The organism is Bradyrhizobium genosp. SA-4 str. CB756 (assembly GCF_000473125.1).
In the GTDB taxonomy this organism is placed as follows: domain Bacteria; phylum Pseudomonadota; class Alphaproteobacteria; order Rhizobiales; family Xanthobacteraceae; genus Bradyrhizobium; species Bradyrhizobium arachidis.
This window is the reverse complement of sequence record NZ_KI421499.1, coordinates 2,758,453-2,773,032: the sequence shown is the minus strand read 5'-3', so window position 1 is coordinate 2,773,032 and position 14,580 is coordinate 2,758,453. Positions and strand designations below refer to the sequence as shown.

The following is a 14,580-nucleotide window of genomic DNA, read 5'->3' as shown; positions in this document are numbered from 1 at the left end:
TCTTATCCAGCGCCGCAAAGGCCCTGGCCCGAAGCCATCTAAGATGCCTTTAAGGCAATTTGAGGCAATAGGGCGGCAGCTCTATTTCGAGCAACATGGTCAACAGAGATTGCATCATCCGCGGAGGTCATCGGCGCCTGGTTGCCGCCGCGGATCCAGTCATCGAGCGTCGCCTCGACCAGCCGCGCGATCGCGCCGAACCGGATCTTGCCGGCGATGAAAGCGGCGACCGCGACCTCGTTGGCGGCGTTGTAGACGGTGGTCGCCCCCTTCCCGGTCCGAAGCGAATCGAAGGCCAGCCGTAGTCCGGGGAACCGCTCGAAGTCCGGCGCCTCGAAGGTCAGCTGGCCGATCTTGGCGAGGTCCAGCTTTGCCGCGGGTCCCTTGATCCGGTCGGGCCAGCCGAGGCAGTGCGCGATCGGCGTGCGCATGTCGGGCGCGCCGAGCTGGGCCATCACCGAGCGGTCGGAGAACTCGACCATGCCGTGGATGATCGACTGCGGATGCACGAGAACATCGATCTCGTCGGGCGAGAGCGCGAACAGATAGGACGCCTCGATCACCTCGAGGCCCTTGTTCATCATCGAGGCCGAGTCGATCGTGATCTTCTGGCCCATGCTCCAGTTCGGATGCTTCAGGGCCTGCTCGAGCGTTGCCTGCTCGATGTCGGCCGCCTTCCAGGTGCGGAACGGGCCGCCCGAGGCCGTGATGATGACGCGGACCAGCTCGTCGCGATTGCCCGATGCCAGCGCCTGAAACAGCGCGTTGTGCTCGGAATCGGCCGGCAGGATGCAGGCGCCCGCTTTCGCCGCGCGCTGCATGAAGAAATCGCCGGCGCAAACCAGACATTCCTTGTTGGCGAGCGCGACATGGGCGCCGCGATCGACCGCGGCCAGTGCCGGCTTCAACCCGGCGGCGCCGCTGACGGCGGCCATGACCCAATCAGCCGGACGCGCACCGGCCTCGATCACGGCGCTTTCGCCGGCGCCGCATTCGGTGCTGGTGCCGGCGAGCGCGGCCTTGAGCTCGGCGAGCTTGGAGGTGTCGGCGATCGCGACGTAGCGCGCGGAGAATTCCTTCGCGAGCTTGGCCAGCGCCGCGACATTGCCGTTCGCGGTCAGGGCCTCGACGCGGTAGCGCTCGGGCGAGGCGCGCAGCAAATCCATCGTGCTGTCGCCGATCGAGCCGGTGGCGCCGAGAACCGTGACGCTGCGGACGTCGGACGCAGCAAGCCTGTTGTTACGCAATGGGACTGCGCTCATATCCTCACCAAACCATAAGACCGCTTCCGGCGCTATGCACACCATGGCGAACAAAGCCGATAATCCATGCCATCAGGATAGCGGCAACAAAGCCGTCCAGGCGGTCCATAAGGCCGCCATGGCCGGGAATTAAGTGACTGGAATCCTTGACGCCGAAGCGCCGCTTCACCGCGGATTCGAACAGATCGCCGGCCTGCGATACCACCGACAGGATGGCGCTGACGAGCAGCAGCGGAATAGCTTTGCCGATCCCACAGGCCGCAAACCCGCCCGCCACCGCAAGGCTCGCCATGAAGCCGCCGAGCGCGCCGGACCAGGTCTTCTTCGGGCTGACGCGCGGCCACAGCTTCGGCCCGCCGATGCTGCGCCCCGCGAAATAGCCGCCGATATCTGTCGCCCACACCACCAGCAGCACGAACATCAGCGCCGAGAAGCCGTTGGCGAGATCCTTCCGCACCAGGATCGAGGCCAGCAGCGCCGCCGCTGCGTAGGCAAAGCCGGTCGCCGCCCACACGAACTTGCCGCGCGCGATCAGCATCACGATCACGCCGCCGATGCAGCCAACGATGATTGCGGTCTTGAGCGCGCCGGCGGCCACGCACAAGCCCATCATGGCGATGGCGATCGTCCCTGCCCCGGTCAGCGCGGTCGAGCCCGCACCCACCACCATCAGCCATTCCGCGAACAGTCCGATCGACACCAGGGTGACGAGCAGCGCCCACAGCCAGCCGCCGGCATAGGCCAGCGCAATGGCGAGCGGTGCCAGCACCAGCGCTGCGAGGACCCGCATCACGAGATTGCTCGGGGCAGGCTTTTCGCCCGCCGATGCGGCGTCGGGTTCGCTCACGAGGCGGTTTTCGCGACCAGACCGCCGAAACGGCGCTCGCGCCTGGCGAATTCGGCGATCGCGCCTTCCAGCGCCGCCTTGTCGAAATCGGGCCAGTGGATCGGCACGAACACCAGCTCGCTATAGGCGGCCTGCCACATCAGGAAGTTGGACAGGCGCTGCTCGCCGCTGGTGCGGATGATGAGATCGGGATCGGGAATGTCGGGCGCATCGAGATGCGCGCCCAGCGTCTCGGCGTCGATCGTGCTGGGATCGCGCTTGCCTTCCGCGACCTCGCGCGCAAGCTTCTGCGCCGCCTTCGCGATCTCCTGCCGCGAGCCGTAGTTGAAGGCGACGACGAGCGTCAGGCGCGTGTTGTCGCGCGTCAGCTCCTCGGCCTCGTTCAGAAGCGCACAGATGTCGCTCTCGAGCCCTTCCCGCTCGCCGATGATGCGCACCTTGACGCCATCGCGATGCAGGCTCGCCAGATCGTTGCGGATGAAGCGCCGCAGCAGGCCGAACAGATCGCCGATCTCGCTCGCCGGTCGCGACCAGTTCTCCGACGAGAACGAGAAGATGGTGAGATAGCGGATGCCGAGCTCATGCGAGGCCCGCACCACGCGGCGCAACGCCTCGACGCCGCGGCGATGCCCTTCCGCACGCGGCAGGCCGCGCGCGGCCGCCCAACGCCCGTTGCCATCCATGATGATGGCGACATGCGCAGGCGCGTCGGACCGGTCGGGTCCTTCCGTTGCGGGCGCGGCGGCGTTGGACATGGAGGCAGCCTTAAACAGTCAGGATTTCTTTTTCCTTGGCGGCCAGCAGCTGGTCGATCTCGGTGATGGTGCCGTCGGTCGCCTTCTGCACCTCGTCGGCGTGACGCTTCTGATCGTCCTCCGACATCTCGTGATTCTTCTCGAGCTTCTTGAGAACGTCGAGACCGTCCCGGCGGACATGGCGCGCGGCGACCTTGGCGGCTTCGGCGTATTTGTGCGCGACCTTGACCAGCTCCTTGCGGCGCTCCTCGTTGAGCTCGGGGATGCGCAGGCGCAGCACCTGGCCTTCGGTCGCCGGCGACAGGCCGAGATTGGAATCGACGATCGCCTTCTCCACCGCCTTGACCATCGACTTGTCCCAGACCTGCACCGAGATCAGGCGCGGCTCCGGAACGCTGACGGTGGCGAGCTGGTTGAGCGGCATGTGGCTGCCATAGGCATCGACCTGCACCGGATCGAGCATCGAGGCGGAGGCGCGGCCGGTGCGCAGACCGCCGAGCTCGTGCTTGAGCGACTGGACGGCGCCCTGCATACGGCGCTTCACTTCGTTGAGGTCGAAATTACCCGTGGACATCACGTTTCTCCTTCAAAATCCCGGCGACCTCTCCGCGCCCTTCCTCGGGGCGCGCGAGATGAGCCTCAGCCGGCGACGATGGTTCCGTGGCCGGCGCCGCGCAGAATCGCACCGATCGACCCCGGCTCCGCGATCGAGAACACGATGATAGGCAGCGATGTCTCGCGGGCAAGCGCGAAGGCGGTCGCATCCATCACCTTGTAGCCGCCCTCGATCGCCTGGGAATGCGTCAGCCGTTCGAAACGCGTGGCCGACGGATCCTTCTTGGGGTCGGCCGAGTAGACGCCGTCGACATTGGTCGCCTTCAGCACCGCCTGGGCGCCGATCTCGGCGGCGCGCAGCACTGCTGTCGTGTCGGTGGTGAAGAACGGATTGCCGGTTCCGCCGCCAAGCAGCAGGATCCGGCCCTCGGCGAGATATTTGTGCGCCGCCGCACGGGTGAACAGCTCGGAAACCTCGGGCATGACGAACGCCGAGAGAGCCCGCGCCGGCGCGCCCTTGCGCTCGATCGTGGCTTCGAGCGCGAGGCAGTTCATCATGGTGGCCAGCATACCCATGGTGTCGCCGGTCGGGCGCGACACGCCGCGGGAGGATACCTCGACGCCGCGAAAGATATTGCCGCCGCCGATCACGACCGCGACCTCGGTGCCGAGATGGCGGGCGGCGATCAGATCGTCCGCAACCCGGTCCATGGTCGGCTGATCGATGCCAAAGCCTTGCTGCCCCGCGAGATATTCGCCGGACAGCTTGATCACGACGCGACGATAGACCGGATCAGTCATGAGCACTTTCCTTGTCCGGGCGCCGCTTCCGGCGGCACGCCGGAAGGAACGTTCCGGCGCTTACTTCTTGCCGCTGGCCGCCGCGACCTCGGCTGCGAAGTCGCTTTCCTGCTTCTCGATTCCCTCACCGAGAGCATAGCGCACAAAGCCGGCGATCTTCACAGCGCCGCCGACCTTGCCTTCGGCTTCTTTCACCGCCTGCGCCACCGACTTGCCGGTGTCGTGGATGAAGGCCTGCTCGAGCAGGCAGACTTCCTTGTAGTAGGTCTTGAGGCCGGACTCGACGATCTTCTCGATCACGTTCTCCGGCTTGCCCTGCTGGCGGTACTTGTCGGCGAGCACGTCCTTCTCGCGCTTGACGACCGCCGGATCGAGGCCGGACGGATCGAGCGCCAGCGGGTTGGCGGCGGCGACATGCATCGCGATCTGGCGGCCGAGCGCTGCGAGCTCGTCGGCCTTGCCGGGCGATTCCAGCGCCACGATCACGCCCATCTTGCCGGCGCCGTCGATGACGGCACCGTGGACGTAGTGCGACACCACGCCCTGGCTGACTTCAAGCGCCGCGGCACGGCGCAGCGTCATGTTCTCGCCGATGGTGGCGATCGCGTCATTGATCGCGGCTTCGATGGTGACGTCGCCGACCTTGGCGGCCTTGATCTTCTCGACATCGGCGCCGGCGTCGAAGGCAACCTGGGCGATCATCTTGACCAGGCCCTGGAACTGGCCGTTGCGAGCCACGAAGTCTGTCTCGGAGTTGACCTCGACCACGACGCCCTTGGTGCCCTTGGTGAGCGCGCCGATCAGACCCTCGGCGGCGACGCGGCCGGACTTCTTGGCGGCCTTCGACAGGCCCTTCTTGCGCAGCCAATCCTGCGCCGCTTCCATGTTGCCGTCGTTCTCGGTCAGCGCGGCCTTGCAGTCCATCATGCCCGCGCCGGTGGACTCGCGCAGATCCTTGACCATCGCAGCAGTGATCGTTGCCATCGTTGAAAATCCTTCTTGCCTGCCGGTTTGCCGCGGCGTGGCTCCAATTGCCCCGCCGCGGTCCATCTCAGGAATTCGCGTCAACTGAATGAAATGGTGGCCGGATCCGATCCGGCCAACCGATCGCTCTGATTATTCCGCTTCCGCGGTCAGCGCCTTGGCCTTGGCCACCCAGGCATCCGCGCGGCTCGGCAGACCGACTTCTTCGCCGATCGTGTGCGCGGTGTCGTGGTCGAGCTCGGCGAGCTGCCAGTAGTGGAAGATGCCGAGGTCGTTGAACTTCTTCTCGATCGCACCCGACACGCCCGGGAGTTTCTTGAGGTCGTCGGCCGTGCCGCGCGGACCGGCAAGGCCCTGGAAGCCGCTCGAGGACGGGGCCGGCAGCTCTTCGGCGAGCGGACGGGCGGAGGCGCCGATGTCGATGCCCGAATCGCCCTGGGCGCGCGAGATGCCGTCGATCGCCGCACGCGCGATCAGGTCGCAGTACAGCGAAATGGCGCGGCCGGCGTCGTCATTGCCCGGCACCACATAGGTGATGCCCTTCGGATCCGAATTGGTGTCGACGATCGCGGCGACCGGGATGTTGAGGCGCTGGGCCTCCTGGATCGCGATGTCTTCCTTGTTGGTGTCGATCACGAAGATCAGGTCGGGCAGACCGCCCATGTCCTTGATGCCGCCGAGCGAGCGGTCGAGCTTGTCGCGCTCGCGCTGAAGCGTCAGGCGCTCCTTCTTCGTGTAGGAATTGGCTTCACCGCCCGAGAGCACGTCGTCGAGATGACGCAGACGCTTGATCGAGGCCGAGATCGTCTTCCAGTTGGTCAGCGTGCCGCCGAGCCAGCGCGAATTGACGAAATACTGCGCGCAGCGCTTGGCAGCATCGGCAACGCCGTCCTGCGCCTGGCGCTTGGTGCCGACGAACAGGATGCGGCCGCCCTTGGCAACCGTGTCGCTGACGGCCTGGAGGGCCTGGTGCAGCATCGGCACGGTCTGGGCGAGATCGACGATGTGGATGTTGTTGCGGGTGCCGAAAATGAAGGGAGCCATTTTCGGATTCCAGCGGTGAGACTGGTGACCAAAGTGCACGCCAGCTTCGAGCAGCTGACGCATAGTGAAATCGGGTAGTGCCATCGTTCTAATTCTCCGGTTGGTTCCTCCGGAAACGTGTGAGCAAAACGGAGCGTTCTCGCCCCGGTTGCCACCGGACGGCCTTGTGAGCCATGTTTCCGTGTGAGATGGCGCGCTATATAGCGCCATTTCGGCCAGAAGCAAGGAAATAAGGGCCATTCGGGGGCGGTTTTCGCCCGCCGAAGGCTGTTTCCGTGAGGCCTCCGCCCTGCCCTAAAGCATGATCCGGACCCGGAGGGCCGCGTTAGCGCAAAGTGCGCAGCGGTTTTCCGAAAAGATCATGCTCAAACAACAACCTAAAGCGCGATGACGATCCATCCTAGTCTCATCGCGCTTTAGCACTTCGGCTGGTTGGGCGGGCACTTCTTGGCGGCCGCTGGTGCCGCAGGATGCGGCGCGGCCGGCCGCGGTGGCGGGGCAACGGCCATCCGGGGTGGTGGCGGGGGCGCCGGCCGGGCTGCCGGTGGCGGCGGCGCAGGCCGCGCAGCCGCGACCGGCGGAGCCACCCGGGCCGGCGGAGGCGATGCGACGCGCGGCGGAGGCGGTGGTGCCGGGCGCGCGGCGGCTGCTGGCGGAGGCGTCGGTCTCGCCACAGCCTGGGGCCGCGGTGCTGGCGCCGAGGGCCGGGTCACCTGCGCTGGTGCCGCCGACGGAGCATGCTGCGGCCTGACCGGCTCGCGCGCAGCGGAGGGTGGCGGCGCGGCCGGTCGTCCCGCCGGGCGTGCCGATGTGCCGGCAGCCGGCGGCGGCAAGCCGGCCGGCTCGCGGGTTGCGGACTTTGCGCGATCCGCAGGCCCGGTTCCGGGCGGCACTCCCGCAGCTGGCGGCTTGGGCGGCTGACCAGGTGCAGCCGTCGGGTTGCTCGGCGCGAGTGCAGCGGCTGGAGCGGTTGTCGTTGGCGCACCGGGATGGGTCGGCGGCGTTGTGCCGGGAGCCGTGGCGGTCGGCGCCCCCGGATGCTCCGGCGCTGTCGTGCCGGGTGCAGCCGCGGTCGGCGCGGGCTTGCCACCAGGTAGAGACCCGGCCCCCGCCGGCGGCGCGGGCGGACCGCCCTGGGCTCCGGGAACCGGCAGCGTGTTGGCCTGGGGCAATCTGGCCGGCGGCGCGGCGGCTGGTGCTGCGCTCGGGGCGACATTCGCCGGTGTCGCCGGGGGCGTACCCGGCCTTGCCATCGGCCGCATCGTCGCGCTCTGCGGCATCGGCGCCTTGCCCTGCTGGATCAAAGCGGCGCGCTGGGCGACGGCCTGCGGCACCGCCGCGCCTGCGGGGTTGGCGCGACCGGCCACCGCCGGCGCAAGGCTTGCCGCTCCGGGGCTGAATCCCGGCGGCGGCGCCAGCGGGCGATTGATCACGGTGTTGATGACGGTCGTGTTGTGGATGTTCTGGTAGATGATGTTGTTCGGCGGCGGCGCGACATAGATCGGCGGGCGGACGAACACCGGGATCGGCACGAACACCGGCTGCGGCAGCACGAACAGCCCGACCACCGGCAGCGGCGGCGGCAGCACGACGAAATCCGGCGGCGGCGGCGGCAGATAATAGACCGGCGGCGGCGGTGGCGGTGCGAAGCCGAAATCGGGGTCGCTGAAGTACAGCACCGGACGGTCGACATAGACCACCTCCTCCGGCGGCGGCGGCGGCACGTCGTAATCCAGCATGGCGAAGCTCGGCGGCGGCTCGAGCGGCGCAGTCAGGATCGCAAGCCTGCGCTGTGCGTCGCCGGCATGCGGCCCGCGCGGATAGCGGCGCAGATAGGACCAATAGGCATCCGGCGTGTCGGCGCGATAACTCCGCCGCCAGGTGATCGCCTCGCGGCGCGCCGCCACGATCGCCATCACGCGCTTCGACAAGGGATCGCCGGGATAGGCCCCGAGAAACTCCTCATAAGCCGGCAGCGTGTCGCGTGCGAGCGCGGCGGCATAGGCATCCTGCACGCCGAGATCACGCATCGGCTTGCTCCGGATCGCGGCGACCTGGTCGGGCGCAACCGCCGGCGGCGGCGCATCGGGCCCGCGCTCGAAGAACGAGAACTGCGAGGAGATCTTCTGCTCGTTCCAGGGCACCTGCGCGCCCTTGGAGGATTCGTTGACGCGCAGGCGGACACGGTCGAACACGTCGGGAAGCGCCAGCCCGCCAGTGCGGATCATCTCGGCCAGCGACTGCGCATAGATGCCGTACGGCCCCGGCTCCTCCGGCGCGACCGTGCCGGGCGCAGCGTTGAAGGCGATCAGCATGTTCGCCTCGGGCTCGACCAGCGCCAGGCCGCTGGCGATCGGCTGGCCGCCTTCGATGAAGGGCTGGGCGCGGGCCGCATCGAGCACAACGATGTTGGCCTTGAGCTGGATCGACGCGAGCTGGCGCACATAGTCGCTGATGCGCAAGGCTTCGGTCGGAATGTCGGTGTCGCGGCTGATGTTGGAATCGACCGGGATGAAATAGTTCTCGCCCGCAAGCTGCACGCCGTAACCGGCCAGATAGATCATCGCGACGGTGCCGGGGCCGGAGGCCTGGGCCTTCTGGATGAAATCGCGAAAGCTCTTGCGCAGCGTGTCGCCATCGAGATCGCGCGCGCCGACCACGTCGAAGCCCGCCGCCTGCAGCGTCTGCGCGATCAGGCCGGCATCGTTTGCGGTCGTCGCCAGTGGCGATTTGGCATACGCGCCGTTGCCGACCACGAGTGCGATGCGCTTTTCCGGCTGCTGTGCGCGCGCCTGATCCGGCGCGCCCGCGGCAAGGACCGCGAGCGGCAGGAGAAGGCAGATGAAGGCTCTGAGCGTCCCACGCATGGCTTGCTTGCCCGGCTTTGTCGTTGAAGTGCCAGCGCGCATCAGACGCGCGGCTGGCTGAATGGCGCTTGAACGAGATGCCCGGATTGAGGCGGTGGCATGGCGCCCAGCCAACGTCAAACGCCGGTGTCAGGCCCGCGCAAGCTTCGCATCGGCAAAGACGGCGCGAGCCCGCTTGCTCAGCCCTGCGCGATCACGTCGACCGTCCCCGTCGTGAGCCGGTAGATGCCGCCCACGACCTTCAGCTTGCCCTGCTCCACGGCCACATTGAGGATCGGTGCCGCCGATTTCAGCTTGGCGACATTGTCGATCACGTTCTGCCGGATCGCATGGTCGAGCACCTCCCCGCCCTGCTGCATCGCGGCCTTGGCGGCAGGCGCGATCGCATCGACCAGCGAGGGGATGTGTCCCGGCGGCGACGTGTTGTCCTTGATCGCCTTCAGCGTCGCATCGATCGCGCCGCAGGCCTCATGGCCAAGCACGAGGATCAGCGGCGTGTTGAGCACGGCGACGGCGTATTCCATGCTGGCGATGGTCTCGGTGCCGGCAAAATTGCCGGCGACGCGGCACACGAAGAGATCGCCGCGGCCGGTGTCGAAGGCGTATTCCGGCGCGATGCGCGAATCGGCGCAGCTCAGCACGGCCGCAAACGGGTTCTGGCCGCCCGCCAGCGCTTCGCGCTCGTGCTTGAAATCGTGACGCCGCGCCACGCCGTCAACGTAGCGTGCATTGCCCTGCATCAGACGCTTCAACGAAGCGTCGGGCGAAAGCACGTTCTGCGGTTTCGGCGGCGGCTTGGTCTCCTTGGCCAGCGCTTTGCCGGCAAAGGCCAGGCCGAGGGCGGCGACGCTCGAGTGGATGAGCGATCTCCGCGAAGGCCCGCTGTGGACATTGCGATCACGAACGCAGGTCTCGCACATGCTTTGTTCCTCCGCACCGAGCCGCCTTCGTCGAAGCAGAGAGGCGGGCACACCGCATCTTAGTCCACGGCTTGCAACTCGGCGAGCTTGGTTCGTGCGGTCGCCTCGTCGAGCAGGACCAGCTCGGCCGGTCCCGGGTTCGCCTCTCCAGCCGTCGCGACGGACACGGCCGCAAGCCCGATCAGTCCGCCGAGCACCGCTCCGCCGGTCGCGGCGTCATGCCGGGGACTGCTCTTGATGAGGTAAAAATGCGTGCGGCCGGATTCCATCACGATCTCTCGCTTGGTGTCGCCCGGGAATAGCGCTTCGGTGACCAGCAATTCGTGACGGCCGGCCGGACGATCGGCATAGGCGTATTTGCCGGCGATGACTTTCCCGAGCGGCGCCCCGTCGAGCTTCACCTCGCAGGCGCAGAGCGCCATGCTCAGGCCTTGCCGCTTGTCCTGCAAGAAAACCACGCGCGACTGTCCCGCGCGCGGCGGACCGATCTTTTGCGACACCGATGCAAAATCGGTCCCGACCTGATCGCTCACGCATCCGGCAAGCACGGCACCAACGGCAAGCAACAGCACGCCCAATCGCAGCATGACAACCCCAGCTCATTCCCCGGGGCATGCTAGCCGGAAACAGCGAAAGGTTGCAACCAAGCCGGTATGACAACCTCGCAAGGCCCGCCCGCCACAGCGGCGCGCGGCTAGAGCTGCTGCACGTCCACGACGCCCGCGACCGCCTTGATCGCACCGGCGATCTGCGGCGAGACCTTGAAGCGGCCGGGCAGCTTCATCTCGACCTCGGTCTCGAGGTCGAGCATCATCACCAGCGAGACCTCGCCGTCGCCATTGGAGCGCGGTGCGATGCCGGGGCTGCCGATCTTCGGCGCGGCACCGTTGCTGGCCGCCATCTCGGGGCCGGCGAGACGCTTGGCGATCGACTCCAGCGGCTTGGTGTCGCGCAGGAAGATGCGCAGGCCCTTCTGCGTCTTCGCGGCGGCGTCATCGAGCGGCTCGGCATGCAGCACGCGGGCGCGAACGTCCTCGCCCTGCAATTCCGCGCCGAGTTGAAGCAGCACGGCCGCGCCCGGCTCCAGCACGTCGCGATATTGCGCAAGGCCCTCCGAGAACAGCACCGCCTCGAAATGGCCGGTGGGATCGGACAGCCCCATGATGCCCATCTTGTTGCCGGTCTTGGTGCGCCGCTCCATGCGCGACACCACGGTCGCAGCGACCTTGCCGGCGGTGGCGCCCGTCTTCACCGCGCGCGAGAACTCGGCCCATGACTGCACCCGCAGGCGCTTGAGCACGGTGGCGTAATCGTCGAGCGGATGTCCGGACAGGAAGAAGCCGATCGCGTCATACTCGCGGCGCAGCCGCTCGGCCGGCAGCCAGGGCTCGATCTGCGGCAGCATGATGGTCGGCGCGTCAGCCGACATGCCGAACATGTCGTTCTGGCCGATCGTCTCGGCCTGATGCGAACGCTGGCAGGCGGCCAGGATCGCGTCCGCACCGGCAAAGACGCGGGCGCGGTTCGGCTCCAGCGTGTCGAAGGCGCCGGCGGCAGCTAAACTCTCGATGATGCGCTTGTTGATCGCGCGCGGAATGACCCGCGCGGCGAAGTCGGCGAGCGAGGTGAACAGTCCCCGCCTAGTGCGCTCCTCGATGATCTGTTCGATCGCCTGGATGCCGACGCCTTTGAGCGCGGCGAGCGCATAGTAGATGACCTTGTCGCCGACCTCGAAGGTCGCGCCGGAGCGGTTGATGTTCGGCGGCTCGACCTTGATACCGAGGCGCTGCGCCTCGGAGCGGAATTCGGAGAGCTTGTCCGTGTTGTTGAGATCGAGCGTCATCGACGCCGCGATGAACTCCACGGGATAATGCGCCTTCATATAGGCGGTGTGGTAGGACACCAGCGCATAGGCCGCCGCGTGGCTCTTGTTGAAGCCGTAGTCGGCGAACTTGGCGAGCAGCTCGAAGATGGTCTCGGCCTGCCCCTTCGGCACGCCATTCTTCACCGCGCCCGCGACGAAGATGTCGCGCTGCTTGTCCATCTCGGCGCGGATCTTCTTGCCCATGGCGCGGCGCAGGAGGTCGGCGTCGCCGAGCGAATAGCCCGACATCACCTGCGCGATCTGCATCACCTGTTCCTGGTAGATGATGACGCCGAAGGTCTCCTTCAGGATCGGCTCCAGCACGGGGTGCAGATATTCCGGCTCCTCGTCGCCGTGCTTGCGCGAGCAATAGGTCGGGATGTTCGCCATCGGGCCCGGTCGGTAGAGCGCGACCAGCGCGATGATGTCCTCGAAACGGTCGGGGCGCATGTCGACCAGCGCGCGGCGCATGCCCTGGCTTTCAACCTGGAACACGCCGACCACCTCGCCGCGCGCCAGCATCTGGTAACTCTCGGCATCGTCGATCGGCAGCGTGGCGAGATCGACATGGATGTCGCGCGGCTTGAGCAGCTTGCACGCGACGTCGAGCACGGTCAGCGTCTTCAGGCCGAGGAAGTCGAACTTGACGAGGCCCGCAGGCTCGACCCATTTCATGTTGAACTGGGTCACCGGCATATCCGACTTCGGATCACGGTACATCGGCACGAGTTCGCTCAACGGGCGATCGCCGATCACGATGCCGGCCGCATGGGTCGAGGCGTGGCGGGTCAGGCCTTCGAGGCGCTGGGCGATGTCGAAGGCGCGCGCCACCACCGGGTCTTCGTCGCGGAACGCCTGGAGCTTCGGCTCGCTCTCGATCGCGGCGGCCAGCGTCACGGGCGCCGCCGGATTCTGCGGCACCAGTTTTGTCAGCTTGTCGACCTGGCCATAGGGCATCTGCAAGACGCGGCCGACGTCGCGCAGCACGCCGCGCGCCTGCAGCGTACCGAAGGTGATGATCTGCGCGACCTGGTCGCGGCCGTAGCGCTCCTGCACGTACTTGATCACCTCGCCGCGGCGGTCCTGGCAGAAGTCGATGTCGAAGTCCGGCATCGAGACGCGTTCCGGATTGAGGAAGCGCTCGAACAGCAGGCCGAACTTGATCGGGTCGAGGTCGGTGATGGTCAGCGCCCACGCCACCAGTGAGCCGGCGCCGGAGCCGCGGCCCGGCCCGACCGGAATGCCGTGCGCCTTGGCCCATTTGATGAAGTCGGACACGATCAGGAAGTAGCCCGCGTACTTCATGCGCATGATGACGTCGAGCTCGAACGCCAGGCGCTTGCTGTAGTCCTCCTCCGTGGTGCCCTGCGACAGGCCATGGACGCGCAGGCGGTTGGCGAGCCCCTCCTCCGCCTGGCGCTTCAATTCGGCGGCCTCGACCGCGGCGGCATCGGAGCTGGCGGCGGCGCCGACGGTGAAGAACGGCAGGATCGGCTTGCGCGTCATCGGGCGGAACGAGCAGCGCTCGGCGATCTCGACCGTCGAGGCCAGCGCCTCCGGAATGTCGGCAAACAGCACCGCCATCTCGGCGCGGGTCTTGAAGCGATGATCCGGCGTGAGCTGGACGCGATCGGTCTCGGCGATCAGCCGGCCGCCGGCGATGCAGAGCAGCGCGTCATGCGCCTCGTAATCGTCGGTCGCGGCGAAATACGGCTCGTTGGTCGCAACCAGCGGCAAGCCCTTCGCATAGGCGATGTCGATCAAGCCGCCCTCGATGCGCCGCTCCTTGTCGACGTTGTGGCGCTGCAATTCGATATAGAGGCGGTCGCCGAACAGATTGGCCAGACGCTCGCAGCGCGTCGCGGCGAGCTCGGCCATGCCGCCGGCCAGCGCCAGCGAGATCGGCCCGTCCGGTCCGCCCGTCAGCGCGATCAGGCCCTCGGTCTCGCCGTCGAACCAGTCGAACTTGATGAACGGGGCATGGCTGTCGGGCGATTCGAGGAACGCGCGCGAGTTCAGCCGCATCAGGCTGCGATAGCCGCGCTCCTGCGCCGCCAGCAGCACCACGCGCGAGGGCCCCATCGCGTTGCGCGCGGTCGGGTCCTGGTCGCCGAAATCGATCGCCAGTTCCAGGCCGACGATCGGCTGGATGCCGGAGCCCGCCATCTTGTCGGAGAACTCCAGCGCCCCGAACAGATTGTCGGTATCGGTCAGCGCCAGCGCCGGCTGGTGGTCTTTCTTCGCAAGCTCGGCGAGCTTGGCGATCTTGATCGAGCCCTTGAGCAGCGAATAGGCCGAGTGAACGTGAAGGTGGACAAATCCGGCGCTCGGCATGGTCGCGTGACGGCCTCTTGCAGATGGGATGGAGCGGTTGCCGGCTCCTCAAGGCATCATGCACTTGCCCGGCCGACTCGCCTCACAATGGTGGGGTGTCGCGCCGCGAGAGTCCACGCCGGACCGGCCGATCCGCCGCGTCGTCCCGCTTTTCCCCAACCGGGCCTGCCGAGAACTGGGAATCAGAGCTGCGGAATCACCTGCGCCCAGATCGCGATCATCCCGACGAACAGCGTGATCGAGGCGAGTGCGGCGGCTTCTTCCACGAAAATCCTGAACATGGCTGGCTCCATCACTAGAACGTATGAAGAACATTGTTCTCCTTTCGTTCCCTGGAGTCAAGCCAT

General features: G+C 67.0%; 11 protein-coding genes. All 11 read right to left on the bottom strand.

What is annotated here, in order from left to right; translation table 11 throughout:
* Positions 1-38: 38 nt before the first annotated feature.
* The 11 genes from dxr to dnaE all read right to left on the bottom strand — a co-directional run bounded on the left by dxr (position 39) and on the right by dnaE (position 14,233).
* Entirely contained in the window at positions 39-1,262 is a 1,224-nt protein-coding gene (gene dxr / locus BRAGE_RS0113665) for a 1-deoxy-D-xylulose-5-phosphate reductoisomerase (RefSeq protein ID WP_027559426.1), read from the bottom strand.
* A 4-nt stretch (positions 1,263-1,266) separates the two neighbouring features.
* Positions 1,267-2,109: a phosphatidate cytidylyltransferase gene (locus BRAGE_RS0113660; protein WP_027559427.1), complete on the bottom strand. Its 843-nt coding sequence runs from the start codon at positions 2,107-2,109 to the stop codon at positions 1,267-1,269.
* The gene (locus BRAGE_RS0113655; protein WP_027559428.1) at positions 2,106-2,864 is read right to left on the bottom strand and encodes an isoprenyl transferase; all 759 of its coding nucleotides are present in this window, start codon (positions 2,862-2,864) and stop codon (positions 2,106-2,108) included. Before BRAGE_RS0113655 ends, BRAGE_RS0113660 begins: the two co-directional genes overlap by 4 nt.
* Positions 2,865-2,874: 10 nt before the next feature.
* Positions 2,875-3,438 carry a ribosome recycling factor gene (frr, locus tag BRAGE_RS0113650; RefSeq protein ID WP_027559429.1) on the bottom strand — a complete coding sequence of 188 codons (564 nt, stop codon included), beginning with the start codon at positions 3,436-3,438 and terminating at the stop codon, positions 2,875-2,877.
* A gap of 65 nt (positions 3,439-3,503) precedes the next feature.
* Positions 3,504-4,220, bottom strand: a complete 717-nt coding sequence (pyrH, locus tag BRAGE_RS0113645) for a UMP kinase (RefSeq protein WP_027559430.1) — start codon at positions 4,218-4,220, stop codon at positions 3,504-3,506.
* Between the two features lie 60 nt (positions 4,221-4,280).
* Complete coding sequence (gene tsf, locus BRAGE_RS0113640) at positions 4,281-5,204, bottom strand: translation elongation factor Ts (protein ID WP_027559431.1); 924 nt, start codon at positions 5,202-5,204, stop codon at positions 4,281-4,283.
* 132 nt (positions 5,205-5,336) lie between these two features.
* A complete protein-coding gene (locus BRAGE_RS0113635) occupies positions 5,337-6,332 on the bottom strand; it encodes a 30S ribosomal protein S2 (protein WP_027559432.1) in 996 nt (331 codons plus the stop codon).
* Positions 6,333-6,664: 332 nt separating this feature from the next.
* Positions 6,665-9,115 carry a caspase family protein gene (locus BRAGE_RS0113630; RefSeq protein ID WP_027559433.1) on the bottom strand — a complete coding sequence of 817 codons (2,451 nt, stop codon included), beginning with the start codon at positions 9,113-9,115 and terminating at the stop codon, positions 6,665-6,667.
* 179 nt (positions 9,116-9,294) lie between these two features.
* Positions 9,295-10,035: a carbonic anhydrase gene (locus tag BRAGE_RS0113625; RefSeq protein WP_027559434.1), complete on the bottom strand. Its 741-nt coding sequence runs from the start codon at positions 10,033-10,035 to the stop codon at positions 9,295-9,297.
* 59 nt (positions 10,036-10,094) lie between these two features.
* Entirely contained in the window at positions 10,095-10,622 is a 528-nt protein-coding gene (locus BRAGE_RS0113620) for a DUF2846 domain-containing protein (protein ID WP_051377869.1), read from the bottom strand.
* A 107-nt stretch (positions 10,623-10,729) separates the two neighbouring features.
* On the bottom strand, positions 10,730-14,233 hold the full coding sequence (gene dnaE, locus BRAGE_RS0113615) for a DNA polymerase III subunit alpha (protein WP_027559436.1): 3,504 nt from the start codon (positions 14,231-14,233) through the stop codon (positions 10,730-10,732).
* Positions 14,234-14,580: the final 347 nt, after the last annotated feature.